The sequence below is a fragment of the Intrasporangium calvum DSM 43043 genome (assembly GCF_000184685.1).
In the GTDB taxonomy this organism is placed as follows: Bacteria; Actinomycetota; Actinomycetes; order Actinomycetales; family Dermatophilaceae; genus Intrasporangium; species Intrasporangium calvum.
Genome location: NC_014830.1, coordinates 1960553 through 1984384 on the forward strand (window position 1 = coordinate 1960553; position 23832 = coordinate 1984384).

General features: G+C 71.4%; 23 protein-coding genes, 1 tRNA gene and 1 pseudogene. 16 read left to right on the forward strand and 9 right to left on the reverse strand.

Going from position 1 to position 23832, the window contains the following annotated elements; genetic code table 11:
• Positions 1–7: 7 nt before the first annotated feature.
• The 3 genes from INTCA_RS08780 to INTCA_RS08790 are packed head-to-tail and all read left to right on the forward strand — an operon-like array spanning position 8 to position 2319.
• Positions 8–772 carry a sulfite exporter TauE/SafE family protein gene (locus tag INTCA_RS08780; RefSeq protein WP_013492562.1) on the forward strand — a complete coding sequence of 255 codons (765 nt, stop codon included), beginning with the start codon at positions 8–10 and terminating at the stop codon, positions 770–772.
• The gene (locus INTCA_RS08785) at positions 769–1485 is read left to right on the forward strand and encodes a TSUP family transporter (protein WP_013492563.1); all 717 of its coding nucleotides are present in this window, start codon (positions 769–771) and stop codon (positions 1483–1485) included. The genes INTCA_RS08780 and INTCA_RS08785 overlap by 4 nt, the downstream gene beginning before the upstream one ends.
• A gap of 18 nt (positions 1486–1503) precedes the next feature.
• Positions 1504–2319: a TrmH family RNA methyltransferase gene (locus tag INTCA_RS08790; RefSeq protein ID WP_013492564.1), complete on the forward strand. Its 816-nt coding sequence runs from the start codon at positions 1504–1506 to the stop codon at positions 2317–2319.
• 111 nt (positions 2320–2430) lie between these two features.
• Here INTCA_RS08790 and INTCA_RS08795 read toward each other — a convergent pair whose 3' ends face one another.
• From INTCA_RS08795 to INTCA_RS08805, 3 genes are read right to left on the reverse strand one after another with little or no spacing between them, the layout of a single operon-like run.
• Positions 2431–2817 carry a DUF3037 domain-containing protein gene (locus tag INTCA_RS08795; protein WP_013492565.1) on the reverse strand — a complete coding sequence of 129 codons (387 nt, stop codon included), beginning with the start codon at positions 2815–2817 and terminating at the stop codon, positions 2431–2433.
• Entirely contained in the window at positions 2814–3581 is a 768-nt protein-coding gene (locus tag INTCA_RS08800) for a HipA family kinase (protein ID WP_013492566.1), read from the reverse strand. The genes INTCA_RS08795 and INTCA_RS08800 overlap by 4 nt, the downstream gene beginning before the upstream one ends.
• 9 nt (positions 3582–3590) lie before the next feature.
• Positions 3591–4913: an MFS transporter gene (locus INTCA_RS08805; RefSeq protein WP_013492567.1), complete on the reverse strand. Its 1323-nt coding sequence runs from the start codon at positions 4911–4913 to the stop codon at positions 3591–3593.
• Between the two features lie 97 nt (positions 4914–5010).
• Between INTCA_RS08805 and INTCA_RS08810 the strand changes: the two genes are divergently transcribed.
• Together INTCA_RS08810 and INTCA_RS08815 are read left to right on the forward strand one after the other, a co-directional pair.
• Positions 5011–5787, forward strand: a complete 777-nt coding sequence (locus tag INTCA_RS08810; protein WP_013492568.1) for a histidine phosphatase family protein — start codon at positions 5011–5013, stop codon at positions 5785–5787.
• On the forward strand, positions 5780–6715 hold the full coding sequence (locus INTCA_RS08815) for an NAD(P)H-hydrate dehydratase (RefSeq protein ID WP_013492569.1): 936 nt from the start codon (positions 5780–5782) through the stop codon (positions 6713–6715). The genes INTCA_RS08810 and INTCA_RS08815 overlap by 8 nt, the downstream gene beginning before the upstream one ends.
• 67 nt (positions 6716–6782) lie before the next feature.
• Here INTCA_RS08815 and INTCA_RS08820 read toward each other — a convergent pair.
• Positions 6783–6869: transfer RNA gene (locus INTCA_RS08820), tRNA-Leu, on the reverse strand.
• 131 nt (positions 6870–7000) lie between these two features.
• On the opposite strand from INTCA_RS08820, the gene INTCA_RS08825 reads away from it, so the two are divergent.
• Complete coding sequence (locus INTCA_RS08825; RefSeq protein WP_013492570.1) at positions 7001–8356, forward strand: M20/M25/M40 family metallo-hydrolase; 1356 nt, start codon at positions 7001–7003, stop codon at positions 8354–8356.
• A gap of 6 nt (positions 8357–8362) precedes the next feature.
• Here the strand turns inward: INTCA_RS08825 and INTCA_RS08830 are convergent, their stop codons facing one another.
• Entirely contained in the window at positions 8363–8548 is a 186-nt protein-coding gene (locus tag INTCA_RS08830) for a DUF5703 family protein (protein ID WP_114609822.1), read from the reverse strand.
• Positions 8549–8666: 118 nt separating this feature from the next.
• On the opposite strand from INTCA_RS08830, the gene INTCA_RS08835 reads away from it, so the two are divergent.
• Together INTCA_RS08835 and INTCA_RS19840 are read left to right on the forward strand one after the other, a co-directional pair.
• A complete protein-coding gene (locus INTCA_RS08835; RefSeq protein WP_013492572.1) occupies positions 8667–9467 on the forward strand; it encodes an SCO4651 family lipoprotein in 801 nt (266 codons plus the stop codon).
• Positions 9468–9599: 132 nt separating this feature from the next.
• Complete coding sequence (locus INTCA_RS19840; RefSeq protein ID WP_013492573.1) at positions 9600–10091, forward strand: hypothetical protein; 492 nt, start codon at positions 9600–9602, stop codon at positions 10089–10091.
• 13 nt (positions 10092–10104) lie between these two features.
• Here INTCA_RS19840 and INTCA_RS08845 read toward each other — a convergent pair whose 3' ends face one another.
• Positions 10105–11046 (reverse strand): aldo/keto reductase, encoded by a 942-nt coding sequence (locus INTCA_RS08845; RefSeq protein ID WP_013492574.1) that lies wholly within the window; start codon positions 11044–11046, stop codon positions 10105–10107.
• Between the two features lie 88 nt (positions 11047–11134).
• Here INTCA_RS08845 and INTCA_RS08850 point away from each other — a divergent pair, with 88 nt between their 5' ends.
• Positions 11135–12199: an LLM class F420-dependent oxidoreductase gene (locus INTCA_RS08850; protein ID WP_013492575.1), complete on the forward strand. Its 1065-nt coding sequence runs from the start codon at positions 11135–11137 to the stop codon at positions 12197–12199.
• A 115-nt stretch (positions 12200–12314) separates the two neighbouring features.
• Entirely contained in the window at positions 12315–13175 is an 861-nt protein-coding gene (locus INTCA_RS08855; RefSeq protein WP_013492576.1) for an undecaprenyl-diphosphate phosphatase, read from the forward strand.
• 7 nt (positions 13176–13182) lie between these two features.
• Here INTCA_RS08855 and INTCA_RS08860 read toward each other — a convergent pair whose 3' ends face one another.
• Complete coding sequence (locus INTCA_RS08860) at positions 13183–14184, reverse strand: magnesium and cobalt transport protein CorA (protein WP_041307469.1); 1002 nt, start codon at positions 14182–14184, stop codon at positions 13183–13185.
• Positions 14185–14251: 67 nt separating this feature from the next.
• Here INTCA_RS08860 and INTCA_RS08865 point away from each other — a divergent pair, with 67 nt between their 5' ends.
• From INTCA_RS08865 to mshC, 4 genes are read left to right on the forward strand one after another with little or no spacing between them, the layout of a single operon-like run.
• On the forward strand, positions 14252–15022 hold the full coding sequence (locus tag INTCA_RS08865) for an MSMEG_4193 family putative phosphomutase (RefSeq protein WP_013492578.1): 771 nt from the start codon (positions 14252–14254) through the stop codon (positions 15020–15022).
• 10 nt (positions 15023–15032) lie between these two features.
• Complete coding sequence (locus INTCA_RS08870; RefSeq protein WP_013492579.1) at positions 15033–15605, forward strand: DUF3090 domain-containing protein; 573 nt, start codon at positions 15033–15035, stop codon at positions 15603–15605.
• The gene (locus INTCA_RS08875) at positions 15589–16425 is read left to right on the forward strand and encodes an SCO1664 family protein (protein WP_013492580.1); all 837 of its coding nucleotides are present in this window, start codon (positions 15589–15591) and stop codon (positions 16423–16425) included. The genes INTCA_RS08870 and INTCA_RS08875 overlap by 17 nt, the downstream gene beginning before the upstream one ends.
• 43 nt (positions 16426–16468) lie before the next feature.
• The gene (gene mshC / locus INTCA_RS08880) at positions 16469–17725 is read left to right on the forward strand and encodes a cysteine--1-D-myo-inosityl 2-amino-2-deoxy-alpha-D-glucopyranoside ligase (protein ID WP_013492581.1); all 1257 of its coding nucleotides are present in this window, start codon (positions 16469–16471) and stop codon (positions 17723–17725) included.
• A gap of 130 nt (positions 17726–17855) precedes the next feature.
• Here the strand turns inward: mshC and INTCA_RS08885 are convergent, their stop codons facing one another.
• Positions 17856–18713: a PAC2 family protein gene (locus tag INTCA_RS08885; protein ID WP_013492582.1), complete on the reverse strand. Its 858-nt coding sequence runs from the start codon at positions 18711–18713 to the stop codon at positions 17856–17858.
• A 278-nt stretch (positions 18714–18991) separates the two neighbouring features.
• On the opposite strand from INTCA_RS08885, the gene metH reads away from it, so the two are divergent.
• The gene (gene metH / locus INTCA_RS08890) at positions 18992–22714 is read left to right on the forward strand and encodes a methionine synthase (protein ID WP_422723747.1); all 3723 of its coding nucleotides are present in this window, start codon (positions 18992–18994) and stop codon (positions 22712–22714) included.
• 5 nt (positions 22715–22719) lie between these two features.
• The gene (locus tag INTCA_RS08895) at positions 22720–23430 is read left to right on the forward strand and encodes an HAD family hydrolase (RefSeq protein ID WP_013492584.1); all 711 of its coding nucleotides are present in this window, start codon (positions 22720–22722) and stop codon (positions 23428–23430) included.
• 79 nt (positions 23431–23509) lie between these two features.
• Here the strand turns inward: INTCA_RS08895 and INTCA_RS19090 are convergent.
• A pseudogene (locus tag INTCA_RS19090) lies at positions 23510–23817 on the reverse strand (response regulator); the annotation flags it as partial.
• Positions 23818–23832 lie beyond the last annotated feature (15 nt).

A 23832-nucleotide genomic window follows, 5' to 3' on the forward strand; every position in this document is an offset into this window, starting at 1 on the left:
TGGCCGGGTGACGTTCTGGTCGGCCGCCGCCATCGCCCTGGCTGGTACCGCGGCCGGGATGATCAACACGATCGTCGGCTCCGGCACCCTGATCACCTTCCCCACGTTGCTCTTCTTCGGGATCAACCCGCTCGCGGCGAACGTCTCCAACACCCTCGGCCTCGTCGCAGGGGGAGTCACCGGCGCGTGGGGCTACCGCCACGAGCTGACGGGGCAGGCACCGAGCCTCCGTCGGCTCATCCCGCTCTCTCTCGTCGGCTCCATCATCGGTGCCGCCCTGCTCCTCGTCCTTCCCCCGAGCGCCTTCAACGCCATCGTGCCGGTCCTGATCGCGCTCGCGCTCGTCCTCGTCGTGCTCGGCCCCCGGATACAGGCCTGGGCCGCCCGGGACCGTCACGCACAGCCCGCCTGGCACGCGCCCGCGATGGCTGGGGGGGTGCTCCTCGCGGGGATGTACGGCGGATACTTCGGGGCAGCCCAGGGGGTCCTCCTGATGGGCCTGTTCAGTGCGCTCAGCGCCGAACCGCTCCAGCGTCTCAACGGCTACAAGAACGTCCTGGCCCTGATCGTCAACTTCGTCGCCGCACTCCTGTTCGTGGGGTTCGCCCGGGAGCACGTCGACTGGCGCGTCGTGGCCCTCATCGCCGGGGGCAGCTTCGTCGGCGGCGTGCTCGGCGCCCGCATCGGCCGGCGCATCCCGCCCGGCGTGCTGCGCCTGCTGATCGTGGCCATCGGCGTGGTCGCCATCGTCAAGCTGATCTGGTTCGGGTGACGGGCGTCCACCTCGCCCTGGGGATCGCCGTCCTGCTCGGGGCCCTGGTCCAGGGGTCCATCGGCTTCGGCAGCGCCGTCGTCGCGGCGCCCTTCGTCGTGGTGTGGGCCCCGGAGATCATGCCGGTCGCCATCCTCGTCACGAGCCTCACCGTCCCCGTGGTCCAGCTCGTGCACGGTCCGCGTCGGGTCGCCTGGCGCCCCCTGGGGTGGGCCCTGGTCGGAAGGGCCCTGCTCACCCCCGCCGGCGTCTGGCTCGTCTCCGCCTACTCGGCGGACCTCATCGCCGTTCTCGTCGGTGTCCTGCTGCTCCTGACGGTCGGAGTCTCCTTGACCCGCTTTCGGATCCACGCGACCCCGAGCAACGCCTTCGCGTCCGGAGCCGTGGCCGGGGTCTCCGGGACAGCAGCGTCCATCGGGGGTCCGTTCTTCGCGCTCGTGCTCCAGCACGAGGAGCCGGCCCGGGTCCGCTCGACGCTGTCCTGGTTCTTCGTCGTCGGGACCGCGATGGCTCTCGGGGGGCTGGCCGCCGCCGGTCAGGTCCACCGGACAGCCGTCGACGTCGGGCTCCTGTGGGTCCCCTTCTCGGTCCTCGGCTACGCCGGCGCCCAACCGGTCCGCCGGCTCCTTCCCGCGCGTCGCCTCCGGGTGGCCGTGCTCGCCTTCTGTGCGCTGGCCGGCGTCGCGGTGATCGCCCGCGCGCTCGTGGCCTGACCGCTCTACCCTTGCCGCGTGCCGATCCTCATCACCGACCCGTCGGACCCCCGGCTGGAGGACTACGTCTCACTCACCGATGTCGCCCTGCGACGGCGGGCCGAGCCGGAACGTGGCCTCTACATCGCCGAGAGCGAGAAGGTGATCCGGCGGGCGCTGGGGGCCGGCCACCGGCCCCGTTCCTTCCTGATGGCCGAGCGGTGGCTGACGGACCTCGCCGACGTGGTGGCCGACGCGGAGTCGCACGACGTGCCGGTCTTCGTCGGCGAGCACGACGTCATCGAGCGACTCACCGGCTTCCACCTGCATCGCGGGGCGTTGGCCTCGATGCAGCGACCGGGCCTGCCGGAGGTGGCCTCTCTCGTCGCCGATGCACGGCGCATCGTCGTGCTAGAGGACATCGTCGACCACACCAACGTCGGGGCCGTCTTCCGCTCCGCCGCAGCCCTCGGGGTGGACGCGGTGCTCGTCACACCCCGGTGCGCCGACCCGCTCTACCGCCGCTCGATCAGGGTGTCGATGGGCACCGTCTTCCAGGTCCCGTGGACGAGGATCGACCCGTGGCCCGGCGGGATGGCGGTTCTCCAGTCCCACGGCTTCACCGTCGCGGCGCTGGCCCTGTCCGACGACGCAGTGGCCCTTGATGTCCTCGAGGCCGCGCCGCCGACGAAGGTCGCCGTGGTCCTGGGCGCCGAGGGGGACGGACTCGGTGGCACCACCGTCGCCGCGGCCGACGTCGTCGTGCGCATCCCGATGGCCGGGGGCGTCGACTCCCTCAACGTCGCGGCTGCCTCCGCGGTGGCCATGTGGGCGCTGCGCATCCGGGACCGCTGACCCGGCGTGGACGGGGTGCCACCGGGTGCCCTGAGTGCCCCGGAGCGCCACAGCGCGGCCAGCCCCCCTGCCGGATGCCGCTGAGCTCGCTCCCAGCCCGACCGACGCCGGTCAGCTGCCGTCCAGCCGCACGAGGCGGTCGAGCAGGTGAGTGAGCTCGGCCGCAGGATCGTCGGTCAGGCCGCCGTGGACCGGGCCGGGCTGGACGACCGTGGACCGGGGGGCGATGATCCAGCCGAACCGCTGGCCGGGCTTGTCGAGCCTCGGCAGGCCGCGCCCGGTCTCACCGGCGCAGACCGCGCGGACCCGGTCGAGCATCCGGCGCACCCCGTCGACGTCACACATGGGGGCGAAGGCGGCGATCCGTCCGGGGTCGAGCTCCCAGGCCGCGTCGAGGAACTCCGCGTCCTGGCAGTGCAGGACGACCCCGACGTTGACGAACTCCTCGCGGTCGACGCGGGGGACGAGACGGAGGACGACGTACTGGTAGGCCTTCATGCCGCGGCCCGTCCGGGCACCCACGAGGTGCTGTCGAGGCGAGCGTCGAGAAGCGCCCGATAGGCCGTGCGAACCGCGGTGGCGTCGGGGAGCTCGTCCGTCGGCTCGAGCCACTCGTCGGGCACGTCGGCGAGCGCCGACGTGACTCGGGCGCCGGTCAAGAGATCCCGCAGCTCGTCATGCCGGGCGCTGATGTCACCCGCGACGTCACGGAGCACGTGCCGGCTCGCGTCGAACGGCTGCGCCGCGAAACGCTCCGCGGACGGCGGCCGGCTCGGCCAGGAGTGATGGAAGTACAGCGCGGCCCCGTGGTCGATGGCGTAGGTCCGCCCGTGCCAGACGAGGAGGTTGGGGTTCGACCAGGTGCGATCGACGTTCGCGGTGAGGGCATCGAGCCAGACGATGCGCTCCGCGAGGTCGGCCGACGGCGGCTGCGAGCCGTCGTAGCCCAGCGAGCCGGGCAGGAAGTCGACTCCGAGGTTGGTCCCCACGGAGGCGGAGAGCAGGTCCTGGACCTCCTCGTCCGCCTCGTACTTGGCGATGCGTTCGTCAAGGGTGATCACGGCCAGGTCGGGGACGGGCACCCCGATGGCCCTCGCCAGTGCTCCGACGAGCACCTCGGCGACGAGCACCTTGAGCCCTTGGCCCGCACCCCGGAACTTCATGACGTAGGTGCCCTCGTCGCTGGCCTCGACGATTCCGGGCAGCGAGCCGCCCTCCTTGAGGGGCGTCACGTAGCGAGTCGCGGTGACCTGGGGCAGCACCCCGTCAGCCTAGTGGGCCGCACCCGGCCCGGAGCCGGGGCCGATGACGTCCTCGGCTGCCCCGACGGCCCGCCCGTCGGCCCGGGAGGCCGCGCCCCACGCAGCGGGCAGTCCCGCGGCGATGACCGCGAGGAGCCCGGCGACGGCGAGGGACGGCCAGGTCACCGCACCACTTCGGGGCAGGGTCCAGGCCGCGAGGGACGCGGCGGCCACGAGACCCGAGTTGTACATCATGTCGTGCAGGGCGAAGGTGCGTCCGAGGAGCGGGTCGGGGACATGCGTCTGGAGCAGGCTGTCGATGCTGATCTTGACGGTCTGGGCAGCGAAGCTGACGACGAAGTTCACGCTCGAGACGACCCACGGGTTGAGCCACGGCGCAAGCACCAGGAGAGCGACGGCCGACACCGCGAGCATGCGTGCGGAGAACGGGACCGGATGCCAGCGGGGGGCCAGCCAGGGGGTGATCACGGCGGCCAGGCCGAACCCGGCAGCGGCCGCCACCGCGGCGAGCCCGAACCCCACCGCGTTGCCCGCCTGCTGGTTGGGTTGGGCGAAAGGGCCACGAAAGAGGAGCAGCGTCTGGAGCAGCACGAAGCCGAATGGCAGCCGAGACACGAAGACCAGACCGAGCAGGAGCCGCGCGCGCCGCGGCAGGGTGCGAGCGGCCTCTGCGAGGCCGCGACCGATGCCGCCGAGGACGGCGGCCGCGCGCAGGTCGCGGCTCGCGGTGTCTGGCCCGAGGAAGGGGAGCCTGGCCGCGGATCCGGCCGCCACGAGGATTCCGGCCGCCGCAGCCACCACGACGACCACGTCGCTGCTGAGGGCGCCGATGAGGCCGCCGAGGACGCCACCGAGGAAGTAGGCGACCGATCCCGTGGTCGGAGCCACGGAGTTGCCGCTGACCAGGTGCTCTCGGGCGATGACGTGGGGCAGGCCCGCCGAGAAGCCGGCCAGCACGAAACGGTTGACCGAGAAGACGAGCAGGACCACGAGGAAGAACCCGACCCCGGCCGAGCCGAGCCCCATCAGCCCGGCCACCGCGAGCACGACACCGGCGCGCACGAGCTGGCCGGCCACGATCACGCGCCTCCGCGGCCACCGGTCGAGCAGGGTGCCCGCGAACGGACCGAGGAAGCTGTAGGGCAGCAGCACCACGGCGAAGGCAGCGGCGATCGTCGTCGGGTCGGTGTTCCGCTCGGGGTTGAACAGGACGTGGCTGGCCAGCGCCACCTGGAACACGCCGTCGCTGCCCTGCGACGTGACCCGGGCCAGCAGCAGGCGCCGGAACCCGGCGAGCCGAAGCAGCATCACCAGCGCCCGCAGGAACGTCACGGCGTCAGCGTAGGGGGCGGCGCCGCGGGTAGGGCAGAGGGGAGACCATCCGGGCCCGGGCCCGGTCCGTCCGCCCAACCACCTCACGGGAGGCCACGTGAAAGCGACCGAGTCGATCGCCGCCGGGCGGGGGACCGCACCATCAGAGCTCGTCCTCGTCCGGCACGCCCAGAGCGTCGGCAACCTCGCCGACGAGTCCGCCCGGCAGCAGGGACTCGGTCGTCTCGAGCTGACGACCCGCGACGCCGACACGCCGCTGTCCGACGTCGGCCGCGAGCAGGCCGCCGCCCTGGGGGAGTACCTCGGCCGCCTCGAGCCCGACGAGCACCCGGACGTCGTCCTGACCTCGCCGTACGAGCGTGCCGCCACCACGGCTGAGATCGCCCTCGGCCGGCTGGACCACGTCAACGTCCTGCGCGACGAACGCCTTCGCGAACGAGACCTCGGTGCGTTCGACGGGATGACGGGTCTCGGGATCCGGGAGGCCTTCCCCGAGGAGGCGGAGCGACGCTCGCTCATGGGCAAGCTCTACTACCGCCCGCCGGGTGGGGAGAGCTGGACCGATGTGGCGCTGCGGATCCGAAGTGTGCTGTCGGACATCCGCCAGGACTACGTCGGCAAGCGCGTCTGGGTCTTCACCCACCAGGCGGTGATCATGAGCTTCCGTCTCGTCATCGAAGGGCTCGAGGAGACGAAGCTCCTCGAGATCGACCGGGAGGTCCCACTCGCGAACTGCTCCCTGACCACCTACCGCGACCGCGACGGTGCCCTGGAGCTGGCCGGCTTCGCAGCCACCGACCACCTCCAGGAGCAGGCCGTCTCCGAGACCCATGAGCGGCCCCACACCCCGCACCGGGACGGCATCGATGCCTGAGACACCGCACACCGAGCCAGCCGGCACCCGAGACCCCGCTGCCGGGTCGGGGGCGGACCTGACGATCACCCCGGGGCTCCTGCGCGGCTGGGCCCTGCCGGACCCCGGCGGTGACAAGTACGCCAAGGGGCGGGTCCTCATCGTCGGCGGCGGCGTCCAGACGCCCGGCGCGGTGCTCCTCGCCGCGGAGGCCGCCCTCCGGGTCGGGGCCGGGCAACTCCAGATGGCGACGGTCCGAAGCACGGCACCCCTGCTCTCCACCGCGGTGCCGGAGGCGTATGTCGAAGGGCTGCCCGAGGAGAGGGACGGGGACATCAGCCCCGACGCGGCCGCGCGAGTGCTCGAGCTGGCTGCCTCCGCCGACGCCGTGCTGCTCGGCCCGGGCATCATGGGCCCGGACGCCGCGAGGGCCCTGCTCGAGCGGGTCGTGCCCCACCTCGAGTGCTCGGTGGTCCTCGACGCCCTCGGCATGGCCTACCTCACTGCGCATCGTGACGGGGTCCGGCACCTCGAGGGCCGGGTGCTGCTGACGCCCAACGCACGTGAGCTCGCGGAGACCCTCGGCGAGGAGCACGACGACCCCGTCGACGACGTGCTGCGGGCCATGGCCGGGCGGCTCGCCGCGCAGAGCCGCGCCGTCGTGCTGGGCGGCGCGGCCACCTCGTTCGTCGTCACCCCCGACGGCGAGGTGTGGCGCAACGAGTCGGGGGCTCCCGGCATGGCCGCGTCCGGCGCCGGTGACGCCAAGGCGGGCGCGATCGCCGGTCTCCTCGCCCGCGGAGCCGGCCCGGCGCAGGCGGCTGCCTGGGGCGCCTTCATCCACGGTCGCGCCGGAGAGCGGCTCACCGCGGCCATCGGGAGGGTCGGCTTCCTCGCCCGCGAGCTGGTCCGCGAGCTGCCGACAGCCCTCGCGGAGATCGAGGTGTGAGCCGCCACCGGCTCGGGGACATGCGACAGGCCCCGAGCCTCTGACGTGCAGAGACTCGGGGCCTGACTGGTGTCGAGGGGGGGACTTGAACCCCCACGCCCGTTAAGGGCACTAGCACCTCAAGCTAGCGCGTCTGCCATTCCGCCACCCCGACAAGGTGATGAGCAAGCAATCCGTCCTCTCGGGCGAACCCCTTGCGGCGAGGTGAAACGGTAGCACGGGACCTGACCAAATGCCCAAACGGGCAAGGGGCACCCAGCGAGCCCAGCGGCATACCCTGACGTCATGCCGAACCCCGACGCGAAGGCCCCTTTTGCACCCGCCTCGACCGCCCTCCTGACGGCTGAGGACGAGGTCGCCCGCATCTGCGGCGAGCTGATCCGGATCGACTCGTCGAACTACGGCGACGACAGCGGACCGGGTGAACGGGCTGCCGCGGAGTACGTCATGGCTGAGCTCGCCGAGGTCGGTCTCGAGGCCGAGCTGCTCGAGAGCAGGCCCGGGCGGGCCACCGTCGTGCTCCGCGTCGAGGGTGCCGACGCATCCCGCCCCGGCCTCGCCGTCCACGGCCACCTCGACGTCGTCCCGGCCACCGCGGCGGACTGGCAGGTGGACCCCTTCGCCGCCGAGGAGCGCGACGGCTGCATCTGGGGGCGCGGCGCCGTGGACATGAAGGACATGGACGCGATGATCCTGGCCAACCTGCGCGAGCTCGCCCGCAGCGGCGCCCGCCCGGCGCGGACGACGACGTTCGTCTTCTTCGCCGACGAGGAGGCGGGCGGAGTCCACGGCAGCCACTGGCTGGTCGACCGGCACCCGCACTGGTTCGAGGGGGTCACGGAGGCGGTCAGCGAGGTCGGCGGCTACAGCGTCACCGTCCCCACCCCCGACGGCGAGCGCCGGGCCTACCTGCTCCAGACGGCCGAGAAGGGCATCCTGTGGCTGCGCCTGCACGCCCATGGTCGCGCCGGCCACGGGTCGGTCCCCAACGACGAGAACGCCATCGTGCGCCTCGCCGCGGCCATCGGCCGGATCGCTGCCCACGAGTGGCCCCGCGAGTACATCGCGTCCGTCAGGCAGCTCCTCGACGGGCTGAGCACGCTGACGCAGCAGCCGTATGCCGCTGGGCTCGACCCGCTGCTGGCGACCTTGGGTGGGGCGCAGGGTTTCGTGCGCGGGACACTCCAGGACACGGCCAACGTGACGATGCTCGACGGCGGCTACAAGCACAACGTCATCCCCCAGTCGGCGTCGGCGGCCGTCGACTGCCGCTTCCTGCCCGGGCACGAGGAGGCGCTCCTCGGCACGATCCGCGAGCTCGCCGGCGAGCACGTCGAGGTCGCGGTCGTCCACCGCGACATCGCTCTCGAGGCGCCCTGGGCGGGCAGCCTCGTCGAGTCGATGAAGCAGTCCCTGCTCCGCGCCGACCCCGGCGCGACCGTCCTGCCCTACTGCCTGTCCGGTGGCACGGACAACAAGGCCCTGGCCTCGCTCGGCATCACCGGGTACGGGTTCGCGCCGTTGCGGCTGCCGGCCGACCTCGACTTCGCGCCGATGTTCCACGGGATCGACGAACGGGTCCCGGTCGACTCGCTCCGGTTCGGGGCTCGCGTGCTGGGGGACTTCCTGCGCACCTGCTGACGGAGGTCAGGCGGTGCGCTGGACCCGGATGATCCGTCGCCGCAGCCAGACGCGGTGGACCCCGCCCTCGTAGCGGACCGAGCGGGTGAGCTCCCACCTCCCGTACTCCGCGTGCTCGCGGACGGCCTGGCGCCGAACGGCCTTGGGCGTGTGCCGGTCGAACGTCAGCACCTGGAACTCGTACTCGCTCATCGCCGACATTGTGACACCCGAGGAGGCATCGGACGGTGCCGTTGAGGTAGCGTCGAAGGGAAGGCCCAGGGGACCGGGGGAGGCCCGCCCGCGGGCAGCTCGAGCCTTGGAGGTCACCATGTTCAAGAGGTCCCGCCGCGCTGCGGCCGCCGTCATCGTCCTGCCCGTCGCGCTCCTGACCGCTTGCGGATCGAGCGGCTCGCCGACGTCCGGCACCAATGTGACCGCAGTCGTCACGACCGCCGTACCGTCAACCAGCGTCGCGGCGACACCCGCGGCCGAGGGCCACGGCGACAAGGACTCGTTCATCGCGGCACTCAAGGCCGGCAGCAGCCAGATGAGCACGGCCCACGTCGAGATGGTCATGGAGTCCGAGGGGCAGACCCTCACCATGGCGGGCGACACGAGGATGGATGCTTCGAGCCCCGCGATGCAGATGTCGATGGACATGGGTGGGGTGATGAGCTTCGACCTGGTCCTGCTCGAGAACGTCCTCTACCTCAAGGGGGCCCCGGGCGTCGCAGCCGGCAAGTGGGCCAAGGTCGACGTCACCGGCGAGATGGCCAAGGAGTTCGGGAAGTCGCTGCAGCAGGCCGACCCGTCGCAGCTTGCCGCGTCCTACGAGAAGGCGATCACCGCGGTGAAGTTCGTCGGCCCGGAGTCGGTCGACGGGGAGACGCTCCAGAAGTACGAGGTGACCATGGACACGAAGGAGCTCGGCGACTCGCTCCCGGACGACACCGCGTCGCTGCCCGACACCGTGACCTACGACATGTGGCTCGACGACGAGGACCGCATCCGCCAGGTCGTCTACTCGGTGTCAGGTGCCGACGTCACCATGAAGATGAGCAACTACGGTGAGCCGGTTGACATCTCAGCACCCAAGGCGGCCGACGTCGTCGACGTCCCGACCTCCTGACCGGCGCTGCCGAGCCGCCGGTGACCGGCTCGCGAAGCTTCGTGGCGATCGCGTGCCGGCGCGCGTGCGAGGTGCGGCATTGGGTGGGGGTATTGGGTGTCATCGTGCTCCCGGGTCGACTACGGTCGACTCATGACCGTTGAGCCCCGCGCTGCCCTCGAGCGTCTCATCACTGCGCTCGAACACCACTACGAGGCAGCAGGGTCGACCAAGGACCCTGACCACCCCCTCGTCGCCGCCGCGGCCCAGGATCTGGCCGAGGCCTTCGACGACTACGACGAGGCCCTGTTTGACGCCACCGAGGTGGCCACGCCGTTGGCGGTCTACGGTGACGACTTCGACGGTCACGAGGACGAGGACGAGCCGGACGGCGTCTACGCGGGACTCGACTCTGATGAGTACGACGACGAAGAGGACGACGAGGACGACGAAGAGGACGAGGACGACGACGAGGACGACGACGAGGACGACCTCGGCGACGAGGATGACGACGATCTGGATGACGACGACCTCGACGACGAGGACGATCTGGACGACGACCTCGACGATGAGGACGACGAGGACGATGACCTCGTTGACGAGGACGAGGCGGGCCGCGGCGGGGACGTGGGCCCCAGAGCCTGAACGCCGCTTGGGCTCAGCCGATGGTCGACACGTCGTCGAGGGCTTCGACGATTTCCGGTGGCAGCGTGAGCTCGAGGCTGGCGAGCGCCGTCCGCAGCTGAGCGCTGGTCCTGGCGCCGACGACCGGCGCGGTCACGCCCGGGCGGTCGCGGACCCAGGCGAGGGCCACCTCGGTCGCCGTCACCCCGAGCCCTCGGGCCGCCATGACGACGGCTTCAGCCACCCGCATGCTGTGCTCGTCCAGGAACCGCTCGGCGAATGCGGGGAAGTCCGGCGAGGTGGCTCGGGAGCCGGCTGGCACGCCGGACCGGTACTTCCCGGTCAGGACACCACGGCCGAGGGGTGACCAGGCCAGGGTGCCGAAGCCGAGCGACTCCGCGGCGGGCAGGACCTCCAGCTCGGCTCCTCGCTCGATCAGCGAGTACTGGATCTCGTTGACCACCAAGGGGATTCGCGCCTGTTCGAGAAGGCTGAAAGCACGGGCCGACTGCCACCCGGAGTAGTTGGAGACGCCGACGTAGCGGGCCCGGCCCGTGCCGACGGCCCACTCCAGCGCGGACAAGGTCTCGGCGAGCGGGACCTCGTCGGACCACGTGTGGACCAGCCACAGGTCGACGTGGTCGGTCCGGAGCCGTTGGAGGGAGCTGTCGAGCTGCTGCATGAGGGCCCGACGCGAGACGTCGACCCGGCGCTCGTCGGCGATCCGGTGGATCCCGGCCTTGGTGCAGATCACGAGGTCATCGCGGGGAACGGCCTGGTCGAGAATCTCGCCGAGGCAGGTCTCGGCGTCACCGCCCCCATATCCGAAGGCGGTGTCGACGAGCTGGCAGCCCGCGTCGAGGAAGGCGCGGACGTGGTCGGTGGCCTCGTGCCGGTCGACGGAGTTGCCCCACGTCATCGTCCCCAGGGCAAGGGGCGTGACTCGAAGGCCCGAGGAGCCGACACGTCTGTGCATGGTGCAGCACGGTAGCCGCTCACCCGGCGGTCCGCTGGCGGCACGCCGGTGGCCGACGGGCCGCCGGGCCGCCGGTTACCCTCCCTCCATGCGACTGGGAGTGAACCTCGGCTACTGGGACCGACCCTCGGCGGGCCACGACATGGTCGCCATCGCCAGGGAGGCAGATCGCCTCGGCTACGACAGCCTCTGGGTCGCCGAGGCATACGGCTCCGACGCCCCCTCGATGCTCGCCTGGATCGGGGCGCTCACCGAGCGGATCCACCTGGGCTCGGCGGTGATGCAGATCCCCGCGCGGACCCCGGCCCTCACGGCGATGACGGCTGCGACGATCGACACGATGTCGCAGGGCCGGTTCCGGCTCGGGCTCGGGGTGTCCGGCCCGCAGGTCAGCGAGGGGTGGCACGGGGTGCGGTTCACCAGTCCGCTGGGGCGCACCCGCGACTACGTCGAGATCGTCCGTTCGGCGCTGGCTCGGGAGCGGCTCACCCACCCCGGCCCGCACTACGAGCTCCCCCTGCCGGACGGTCCCGGCAAGGCGCTGAAGCTGGGGTCGCGTCCCCTGCGCAGCGAGGTCCCGGTCTATCTCGCCGCCGTCGGTCCGCGCAACCTCGCGCTGACCGGGGAGATCGCCGACGGCTGGCTGGCCATCTTCCTCAGCCCGGAGCAGGCGCGCGAGGAGATCCGACTCATCGCCGAGGCGCGGCAAGCCGCCGGCAGAGGGGCGCCGGAGGACCCGATGGCCGGGTTCGACGTCGTCTCGTCCACACCGGTCATCCTCGTCGACGATGTCGCGGAGGCGGCTGGTCACCTGCGGGACTACTGCGCCCTCTACCTCGGCGGGATGGGCTCGCGAGAGCAGAACTTCTACAACCGGCTCGCCTGTCGGATGGGGTTCGAGCAGGAGGCCGCCGACGTCCAGGATCTCTACCTCGCCGGCCGGCACCGTGAGGCCGCCGCAGCCGTGCCGCTCGACTTCATCGACGAGACCGCGTTGCTCGGGTCGCCGCAGCGGGTGGCCCGGCGTCTGCAGCGTTACGAGGACGTGGGCGTGACGACCCTGGCCGTCGCGACCGGCGGCCGCCTGTCCCGCGACCAGGCCACTGCGACGCTGGCCGCCGTGGCCCAGCTGCATCGACCGCGTCCGGACTGACCTGGGGTCCGAAGATCCCCGGGAGTCCGGCTAGGCTGCACGCCTGTGCCGACGCGAGCCCCGGCTGGCCCGGATGGCGCACCGGCGTTCCCCGACCCAGAAGGTTTCGTGAATCGTGGCTGACCTGAGCTACCTCGACGCAGTCATCCTCGGCATCGTGGAGGGCCTGACCGAGTACCTGCCCGTCTCGTCGACGGGCCATCTGACCATCACCGAGAAGCTGCTCGGGCTCGCGGTCGACGACCCAGCGGTGACGGCCTACACCGCGGTCATCCAGCTCGGCGCCATCGCCGCCACCCTCATCTACTTCTTCACGGACATCGTCCGGTTCGCCCGGGCCTGGTTTCGTGGGCTCTCCTCGGCCGAAGGTCGGCACGACCCGGACTACGGGTTGGCGTGGGCGGTCGTCATCGGCTCCCTGCCGGTCGGGCTCGTGGGCTTCCTCGCACGTGACCTCATCGAGGGAGCGTTGCGCAGCCTGTGGGTCGTCGCGGCCGCCCTCGTGGTGTGGAGCGTGGTCATGGTCGTGGCCGAGCGGATGCACACCAGGTTCGAGCGGCGGGGAGCCGTCCGGGGCGAGCACGCGGTCACCCCCATGGACGGGTTCGTGATCGGCCTGGTCCAGTGCTTCTCGCTCATCCCCGGGGTCTCCCGCTCCGGTGCGACGATCTCGGCCGGGCTGGCCCGGGGCATCGACCGGGTCACCGCCACCCGGCTCAGCTTCTTCCTGGCGATCCCAGCCCTCTCTGCGGCCGGCGTCTTCCAAGCGGTCCAGCAGCGGCACGACCTCGTGATCTTCGGCGTCGGCCCGATGCTGGTCGGGCTCGTCGTGGCTTTCGTCGTCGCTTATGCCTCGATCGCCTGGCTGCTGCGGTTCGTCGCGTCGAACAGCCTGCTCCCGTTCGTCTGGTATCGGGTCGCCCTCGGCGTCCTGCTCGCCGTCGCACTCGGGGCGAGCTGGATCGGCGCGAGCTAGACGCCGCTCAGAGCCACCCGGAGCGCTTGAACCTCGTCCAGAGAAAGACGCAGGCCGTCGTGGTGAGGGCGAGGACGACGAAGTAGCCGTAGTAGTACTCGGTGCCGGCGACGTTGACGCTGGCGACGAGCTCAGGCATGCCCGTGAAGTTCATGCCGTAGATGCCCGCCACCATGGTCGGGATCGCGGCGATCGCGACCCAGGCCGAGATCTTGCGCATGTCGGAGTTCTGCTGGACGGACACGCTGGTGAGGTGGGCGGACAGGATGTCGGTCAGGAGCCGGTCGTAGGCCTCGATGTGGTCGTTGACGTGGCGCAGGTGGTCGGCGACGTCCCGGAACAGGTGGCGGACGTCGACGTGCAGCTCGCGGCCCGCACCGCGGTCCATGTAGGTCATCAGGGCGTCCGCGAGCGGCCAGCTCGCCCGTTTGAACTCGAGGACCTCGCGCTTGAGGCGGTAGATCGCGTTGGCATCCCCGGCACCGTCGTCGGCGAGGACCTGCGCCTCGATGTCGTCGAGGTCGACGCTGAGCTCCCGGTCGACGTAGACGTAGTGGTCGACCACCGAGTCCATCACGGCGTGGAGCACGGCCAACGGTCCGTGCTGGAGCCGGTCCGGCTCGAGCTCGAGGCGCTGGCGTACGTCACGGAGCGGGTTGCCCTCGCCGCGCCGCACCGTGACGACGAACCGGTCCCCGATGAAGAGCATCAGCTCACCGGTCTCGATGTCGCTCGTCTCGTCGATGTAGCGCAGCGTCTTGAGCACGACGAAGACCGAGCGCTCGTACTGTTCGATCTTGGCGCGCTGGTTGCCGGTGACGGCGTCCTCCACGGCGAGCGGGTGCAGCCCCAGCTCTCGGTTGACCAGGGCGAACTCGTCGTCCGTCGGGTCCTTGAGCCCGATCCAGAGGAAGCCCTCAGCGCCGGCCCGCAAGCGCTCCAGCTCGTCACTGAGGTCACCGCACTCGAGGCGCTCGCCCCGCCGGTAGATTGCCTGGTCCACGATCACAGCCCTACTCCACCACAGCGATGCCACGTATGCCGCTGGGTTGCGACGGCGCGTCTAGGCTGGCCGGGTGCCCACTGTCCTCTTCGTCCGCCACGGGCGGTCGAGCGCCAACACAGCCGGCGTGCTCGCCGGCTGGGCACCCGGTGTCTTCCTCGACGCGACGGGCGAGGCCCAGGCGTCCCGTGTCGGTGCCGCGATCGCGGACGCCGGCATCGAGGTCTCCCGGCTCGTCTCGTCCCCCCTTGACCGATGCCTCCAGACCGCCGACCTCATCGCGGGAGCGCTGGGACCGCTGCCCCGGTCGGTGCACCCCGGCCTCGGGGAGTGCCGCTACGGCGCCTGGACCGGCCGGGCCATCCGCGACCTGGTGGCCGAGCCCCTCTGGGAGGTCGTCCAGGACCGGCCCAGTGAGGTCCGCTTCCCGGCGTCGGAGGACTTCGAGGCCGAGTCGCTCGTCGAGGTGCAGGAGCGGGCCCTGGCCGCGGTTCGCGAGACCGACGCCCATGTCCTCGAGCAGCACGGACCCGATGCCGTCTGGGTCGCGGTGTCGCACGGGGACGTCATCAAGGCCGTGCTGGCCCACGCTGCGGGCGCCCGGCTCGACGACTTCCAGCGTTTCGTCGTCGACCCCGGGTCGGTCAGCGTCGTGCACTACACGTCGCGGCGGCCGTTCCTCGTCCGGCTCAACGACGTCGGTGGTGACCTGGGGGCGCTCCGGCCCGCCACGGCGCCGGGGCGGGAGGGTGACGCGGTGCTCGGCGGCGGGGCCGGGAGCCTCGAAGTGGCCGCTGGCGCACCCGGTGATGAGAGCCCCGGCTCGCCCGGCGAGGTCGGATAGGGTCGACGGCATGACCTTCCAGGACTTCGACCCGGTGACCCGCTTCGTCGCGGGCACGGTCGGGCCTGCGGGCAACCGGACCTTCTACCTGCAGGCCACGGACGGTCGTCGGGTCGTCACGGTCGCGGTCGAGAAGCAGCAGGTCTCGATCCTCGCCGACCGGATCAACGACGTCCTCGACCAGCTCGCCCCGGCTGCCGCGATCGAGCCAGGCACGCCCGGTGGCCCGCCGGAGGACACCGAGCCGCTGGAGACCCCGTTCGAGGAGGACTGGCGCGTCCAGACCCTGTCCCTGGCGTGGGACGAGGAGCAGCAGCGCCTCGTGATCGAGTGCCACGACCACGATCCCGACGACCTGCCCGCAGCCGACCCCGACCCGCAGGGGACGGCTCCCGAGGAGGTCGACATCTCGCCCTTCGCGCGCAACTCCCTGCGCGTGTCGCTCGACCCGGCCCAGGCCCGAGCCTTCGCGCGCCGGAGCATGACCATCGTCCGGGCCGGTCGACCCCCCTGTCCCTTCTGCGGTGGCCCCCTGGACCCGACGGGGCACATCTGCCCGCGGGCCAATGGCTACCGCCGCTGACCACGCGTTCCCGGCCTTCGGGGAAGCAGCCGACGACGCCGCCCTGAGGGGTGAGCTGGAGGTCGTCGGGCGCGTGACCTCCTCGTCGAACGTCGCCCTCCTCGTGCGGCTGCACGCCGAGGACGACGCGTACGCCATCTACAAGCCGGTTCGCGGCGAGCAGCCGCTCTGGGACTTCCCCGAGGGCACGCTCGCCGGGCGCGAGGTCGCCGCACACGTCGTCTCGGAGGCGGGTGGCTGGCACCTGGTGCCGCCGACGCTGCTGCGCGACGGACCGCTCGGCTCAGGGTCCGTCCAGCGCTGGATCGGGGACCCCTTCGCGCCGTTGCCCGACGACCAGGTCGTCGACCTCGTCCCCGCAGGGACGATACCCGCGGGATGGCTCCCGACCTTCTCGGCCGAGACCCCGACGGGTGAACCGGTCACCGTGGTCCACGCCGACACGGATGACGTGCGCTCCCTCGCCGTGCTGGACGCCGTCATCAACAACTCCGACCGCAAGGGCTCGCACTGCCTCCGGGACCCCGCCGGCCGGCTCTGGGCCATCGACCACGGGGTGACGTTCCACTCGACCCCGAAGCTCCGCACCGTCCTGTGGGGCTGGGCCGGCGACCCGCTGACCGATGCGGACCTCGGCCGGCTCGAGCGCCTCCAGACCAGCTTCGACGATCCGGGCACCCGTGTGCTCGGCGTGCTCGAGCGGCTGCTCCCTGAGGACGACGTGCTCGCCCTGCGCGAGCGGGTCACCCGGCTGCTGCGCGTTCGTCGACATCCCCGCCCCAATCCCGGCTGGCCCGCCGTCCCGTGGCCCCCGCTCTGAGGGGACGCGCGGCCTGGCCCGCGGCTGCGGATAGAGTCTGCGCGTGAAGAGTTGGCCCGCACCTTTCGTCCCCCAGGTCCCAGGTCGCTCTCCTGAGGTCCGAGTGAGGGACACGGTCTCGGGCGAGCTCGTCCCGGCCGCGGTCGATGGCTCCGCCTCGGTCTACGTGTGCGGCATCACCCCGTACGACGCGACCCACCTCGGCCACGCGGCGACCTACCTCACCTTCGACCTGCTCGTCCGCTCGCTACGCGACGCCGGGGTCTCCGTCCGCTACGTGCAGAACATCACGGACATCGACGACCCCCTCCTCGAGCGCGCCGAACGCGACGGAGTCTCGTGGGAGGACCTCGCGACCCGCGAGATCGGGCTCTTCCGCGAGGACATGACCGCGCTCGCCGTGCTCCCACCCGACGAGTACCTCGGGGCCGTCGAGAGCATCCCGACCTTCATCGCGCCGATCGAGCAGCTCCTGGCCACCGGGGATGCCTACCTGGTTCCGGCGCCGGACGCGTCCCGCCCGGGCGCCCACGACGTCTACTTCGACATCAGTCGGGACCCGAAGTTCGGGTCGGTCAGTCGTCTCGACGAGGCCGGCATGCTCGAGGTCTTCGCCGAGCGCGGGGGAGACCCCGACCGCGAGGGCAAGCGCAACCGCCTCGACGCCCTCCTCTGGCGCGCCCACCGCGCCGGCGAGCCCGAGTGGGACGGCGGGCAGCTCGGCCCGGGCCGGCCCGGGTGGCACATCGAGTGCGCCTGCATCGCCTGCACCCACCTCGGCCTGCCCATCGACGTCCAGGGCGGTGGCACCGACCTCGTCTTCCCGCACCACGAGATGAGCGCCGCCCACGCCCGCGCCTTCAGCGGTAGGCCGGCCTTCGCCCGGACCTACGTCCACCAGGGAATGGTCGGACTCGACGGCGAGAAGATGAGCAAGAGCAAGGGCAACCTCGTCTTCGTCTCGGAGCTGCGCCGCGCCGGCGTCGACCCCATGGCGATCCGGCTCGCACTGCTCGCCCGGCACCACGCGGCCGACTGGATCTGGCAGGACCACGACCTCACCGCCGCCGAGGAGCGCCTGGCCACCTGGCGTCGGGCCCTCTCCGGCAACGGCGGCCCAGCCGCTGACGGCACGGTCGAGGAGGTGCGGGCCGCGCTCGCGGACGACCTCGACAGCCCGCGAGCGCTGGCCAGCGTCGACCGGTGGGCCGCCGAGGCCCTCACCCGGGGGGGCGACGACCTCGGCGCCCCCGGGCTGCTCGCCCGCACCCTCGATGCCCTCCTGGGCGTGCGGCTCTGATCATCGAGAGAGCACCTCGTGACACCCACTCGGGACGGCGAGCCGCCGACCGGGGCCATGTCACGAACTGCACTCTCGACCCAGCGTGGCGGGTTGCCGACCAGGGCCGTGGCACGAACTGCTCTTTCGATCAGGGGCGGCCGCCTGGGTCGTCGTCGCGGCCGCGCAGGTAGCGCTCGAACTCGCGCGCGATGGCATCGCCGGTCGCCTCGGGCAGCTGCGCCGTGTCCTGGGCCTCCTCGAGGGACTGGACGTACTCGGCGACCTCTTCGTCGGACTGAGCCAGCTCGTCCACTCCGCGCTCCCACGCTCGAGCGCTCTCCTCCAGGTCGCCGTGGTCGATCGTCACCGCGAGCAGCGACTCGACCCGCCGCAGCAGGCTCAGGGTCGCCTTCGGCGAGGGAGAGCCCCCGGCATAGTGCGGCACGGCAGCCCATGCGGACACCGTCGGCACTCCCGCGTCGCTCGCCGTCGCACTGAGCACACCGACGATGCCCGTGGGGCCCTCGTAGCGACTCGCCTCGACGTCGAAGCGGTGGATCGCCGTGTCGTCCTCCGCTGTCGCGGTGACCGGGATGGGCCGGGTGTGCGGCACGTCCGCGAGCAGCGCCCCGATGGTGACGATCGTCGACACCCCGAGCTGCTGGGCCAGCTCGAGCAGCTCCACGGAGAACGCACGCCACCGCATCGACGGCTCGATGCCCTGGACGAGGACGACATCCCGGTCGAACCCGGTCTCGGTCGCCACGAGGATCCGCGTCGTCGGCCACGACAGCACCCGGCGGCCCTCCTCGACGGCCACGCGCGGTCGGTTGACCTGGAAGTCGTAGTAGTCCTCCGGGTCGAACGCCGCCACGAGCTCTGCGTCCCAGACCTCGCTCAGGTGCCGGACCAGGGCGCTCGCCGCCTCGCCGGCGTCGTTCCACCCCTCGAAGGCCGCGATGAGCACCGGGTCGACGAGATCCGGGACGTCCTCGAACTCCAGCACGTGGCCTCCTCTCAGCGGGGTCCAGGTACCCCTGCGTCTCACCTTATGCCGGTGACCCGGTGGGTCACAGACACCGCGGGACCGCTCACTGCGGGGTGGCTCACCACAGCCGCACGATGTCGCCCGACGACCACAGTTCGGCCAGGAACCGGCGAAGCGGCCCGACCTCCCTAGAATCGGAGATCCTGCCACCTTCCCGGAGAGATCCTGTGACCCACCCCAGAGTGCACCGTCCCGACGTGACCGAGATCCTCTCCGCGACCCTGCGCGAGCGCATCATGGTGCTCGACGGTGCGATGGGCACCGCCATCCAGCGCGACCGACCGGACGAGGCCGGCTACCGCGGCGAGCGCTTCGCCGACTGGCCCACCGACCTGCAGGGCAACAACGACCTGCTCACCCTGACCCAGCCGGAGCTCGTCGCCCAGATCCACCGCGACTACCTCGAGGCCGGCGCGGACGTCATCGAGACGAACACCTTCAACGCGAACGCCATCTCCCTCGGCGACTACGGCATGAGCGAGCTGGCCTACGAAATCAACTGGGAGGCGGCCCGGCTGGCCCGCCGCGAGGCCGACGCGATGACGGCCCGAACCCCGGACCGGCCGCGGTGGGTCGCCGGCGCCATCGGTCCGACGACCCGGACCGCGTCCATCTCGCCGGACGTCAACGACCCAGGGGCCCGCAACGTCACCTTCGACCAGCTGGTCGACGCCTACTCGGAGGCCGCGCGGGGCCTGCTCGACGGCGGCGCCGACCTGCTCCTCGTCGAGACCATCTTCGACACCCTCAACGCCAAGGCAGCCATCTTCGCGGTCGAGAGCGTCTTCGAGGAGTACGGCCGACGGTGGCCGGTCATCGTGTCCGGCACGATCACCGACGCGTCCGGCCGCACCCTCTCCGGACAGGTCACCGAGGCGTTCTGGAACTCGGTCCGTCACGTCCGTCCCCTCGCGATCGGCCTCAACTGCGCCCTCGGCGCAAAGGAGCTGCGGCCCTACATCAGCGAGCTGGCGCGCGTCGCCGACTGCTTCGTCTCGTGCTACCCGAACGCCGGGCTGCCCAATGCGTTCGGTGAGTACGACGAGGCCCCCGACGAGACGGCGGAGGTCATCAGCGAGTTCGCTGCCGCCGGCTTCGTCAACATCGTCGGCGGCTGCTGTGGGACGACCCCCGAGCACATCGCCGCCATCGCCAAGGCGGTCGACGGCAAGCCCGGCCACACGGTGGCTCCCCCCACCACCGCCATGCGCCTGTCCGGGCTCGAGCCGTTCACCATCAACGAGGACAGCCTCTTCGTCAACGTCGGCGAGCGGACCAACATCACCGGCTCGGCCCGGTTCCGCACGCTGATCAAGGACGGCGACTACGACACGGCCCTGTCAGTCGCCGCCCAGCAGGTGGAGAACGGCGCCCAGGTCATCGACGTCAACATGGACGAGGGGATGATCGACGGCGTCGCCGCGATGGACCGCTTCCTCAAGCTCGTCGCCAGCGAGCCCGACATCAGCCGCGTCCCGGTGATGATCGACTCGTCGAAGTGGGAGGTCATCGAGGCCGGGCTGAAATGCGTGCAGGGCAAGGCGATCGTCAACTCCATCTCCCTCAAGGAGGGGGAGGAGTCCTTCATCGAGCACGCCCGCCTCGTCCGCAAGTACGGCGCCGCGGCGGTCGTGATGGCCTTCGACGAGGACGGCCAGGCCGACAGCCTCGAGAGCCGCACCCAGATCTGCGCCCGGGCCTACCGCATCCTCACCGAGGAGGTCGGCTTCCCGGCCGAGGACATCATCTTCGACCCCAACGTCTTCGCCGTCGCCACCGGCATCGAGGAGCACGCCTCCTACGGCCGCGACTTCATCGAGGCGACCCGCTGGATCAAGGAGAACCTGCCCGGCGCGAAGGTCTCGGGCGGTATCTCCAACGTCTCCTTCTCCTTCCGGGGCAACAACCCGGTGCGCGAAGCGATCCACGCCGTCTTCCTCTACCACGCCATCGCTGCCGGGCTCGACATGGGGATCGTCAACGCGGGAGCGCTCGCCGTCTACGACGAGATCGACGAGGAGCTGCGCGACCGGGTCGAGGACGTCGTCCTCAACCGTCGGCCGGACGCGGCGGAGCGGCTGCTCGAGGTCGCCGAGCGATACAACCGCGCGGCCGGACCGGACGCCGTGACTGAGGACGAGTGGCGCGGGCTGCCCGTCCGCGAGCGGATCACCCACTCGCTCGTCAAAGGCGTCGACGCGCACATCGAGGACGACACCGAGCTCCTGCGCGCCGAGATCGCGGCGGCGGGGGGACAGCCGATCGAGGTGATCGAGGGCCCGCTCATGGACGGCATGAACGTCGTCGGTGACCTGTTCGGCGCCGGCAAGATGTTCCTCCCACAGGTCGTCAAGAGCGCCCGCGTCATGAAGAAGGCCGTCGCCTACCTCATCCCGTACATCGAGGAGGAGAAGGCGAAGGACCCGGCGCTCGCGAAGCAGAAGGACACCAACGGGACCATCGTGATGGCCACGGTCAAGGGCGACGTCCACGACATCGGCAAGAACATCGTGGGGGTCGTGCTGCAGTGCAACAACTACGAGGTCATCGACCTCGGGGTGATGGTGCCGGCTCAGAAGATCCTCGACGCCGCCCGGGAGCACGAGGCCGACCTCATCGGCTTGTCCGGGCTGATCACCCCCTCGCTCGACGAGATGGTGGGCTTCGCCGCCGAGATGCAGCGACAGGGCTTCGACATCCCCCTCCTCATCGGCGGCGCGACGACCTCCCGCGCCCACACGGCCGTGAAGGTCGACCCCCGGTACGACGGGCCGGTCGTGTGGGTCAAGGACGCCTCGCGCTCCGTGCCGACTGCGGCGGCGTTGCTGAGCCCCGACCAGCGGGCGCGGCTCATGGTCGACGTCAAGGCGGACTACGACGCCCTGCGGACCCGGCACGCGACGAAGCACGACCGTCCCCTCCTGCCCCTCGAGCGGGCCCGGGCCAACGCCACCCCGATGACGTGGGAGGGGTACCACCCCCCTCGGCCGCACCTGCTGCTCCAGCAGGAGAAGGACGTCTCGCCCGTCGTCTGGCACGAGGGCAGCACCCAGCACGTCCGGGTCTACAAGCACTACCCGGTCGAGGAGCTGCGCCGCTACATCGACTGGCAGCCCTTCTTCAACGCGTGGGAGCTCAAGGGCTCCTTCCCCGACATCCTCAACAACCCGGCGAGTGGGCCGGCGGCGCGCAAGCTGTACGACGACGCGCAGGCGATGATCGACCGCGTCGTCAGCGAGGACTGGTTGACGGCGAACGCCGTGGTCGGGCTGTTCCCGGCGAACTCCGTCGGCGACGACACCGAGGTCTACCTCGATGAGCACCGACAGGACCCGGTCGCCGTGCTCCACCACCTGCGCCAGCAGGGCGAGCACCGTGGCGGAGTCCCCAACCGGAGCCTCGCCGACTACGTGGCGCCGCGATCGACGGGCCTGCGTGACTACGTCGGGGCCTTCGCCGTGACGGCCGGTCTCGGCAGCCAGGAGCGGGTGGCCGCGTTCCGAGCGGAGCTGGACGACTACAACGCCATCCTGCTCGAGTCGATCGCCGACCGGCTCGCGGAGGCCTTCGCGGAGCGGATGCACGAGAAGGTCCGCAAGGAGCTCTGGGGGTACGCCCCGGACGAGCACCTCGACAACGCCGGCCTGATCAAGGAGGCATACCAAGGGATCCGCCCTGCGCCCGGGTATCCCGCCTGCCCCGAGCACACGGAGAAGGAGACCCTCTGGAGGCTGCTCGACGTCGAGACGCACACGGGCATCCAGCTGACCGAGGGGATGTCCATGTGGCCGGGTGCCTCGGTGTCGGGCTGGTACTTCTCGCACCCGCAGTCGCAGTACTTCGTCGTCGGTCGGCTCGGGCGCGACCAGGTCGCGGACTACGCCGAACGCAAGGGGTGGACGCTCGCCCAGGCGGAACGGTGGCTGTCCTCGAACCTCGCCTACGACCCGGAGGACTGAGCGGCATGACTGGAGGCCCCCTCGACGGTCTGCCGGCGGCGGTCCTGTGGGACATGGACGGCACGCTCGTCGACACCGAGCCCTACTGGATCGCGGCCGAGCACGAGCTCGTGGCCGCCCACGGCGGCCAGTGGAGCGAGGAGCTGGCCCACCGTCTCGTCGGCAATGCCCTCGAGGTGTCCGCCCAGGTGATCATCGACCAGACCGGGATCCCGCTCTCCGTGGCCGAGGTGATCGACGCGCTGCTGCAACGGGTCATCGAGCAGGTGCGGGATGCGATCCCGTGGCGACCGGGCGCCCGCGAGCTCCTCGAGGAGCTCGTGGGGCTCGGCGTCCCTAACGTCCTGGTCACGATGTCGTGGCGAAATCTTGCCGACACCGTCGTGGGCGCGCTGCCGGCCGGCTCCTTCGCCCACCAGGTGACCGGGGACGAGGTGACCCACGGCAAGCCCCATCCGGAGCCCTACCTGCGGGCGGCCCGGCTGGTGGGAGCGGAGCCCGCCGACTGCGTCGCGCTCGAGGACTCGCCGACGGGGGTCCGCTCGGCGACCGCCGCCGGGGTGCCGACCATCGCCGTCCCGCACATCGTCCCCGTGCCTCCCACGCCGGGCTCAGTGCAGCTGTCGACCTTGGCTGGTCTCAAGGCCGCGGAGCTGCGCTGGGTAGCGGGGGGCGCCGCAGCGCCCGGCACGGGGCCGGTCATGGCAGCGCGGTGACGAGACCCCCGGCGAAGCCGTGGCCGCCCCCGGCGCAGCAGAGCTCTCCTGCCGTATGCCGCTGGGCTCGCTGGCGGGGTCAGGCTTCCGGCCGCACCAGCCCCGTCTCGTAGGCGAGGACGACCGCCTGGACCCGATCCCGGCGGCTCAGCTTGCCGAGGACGTGACGACGTGGGTCTTGACCGTCGCCTCGGCGTGGATGGCGGCGAACGCGTACTCGTCGAGGTCGAAGGTCGTCACGACGACCACGCGGGGCGGGGCGGGATGCGCGAGGAGCCGCCGCGTCGCCTCGATCCCGTCGACCCGCGGCATGCGCACGTCCATGAGGACCACGTCGACCCGACGGCGGAGGCACAGCTCGACGATCGCCGCCCCGTCGACCGCGTCCCTGAAGCTCAGCCC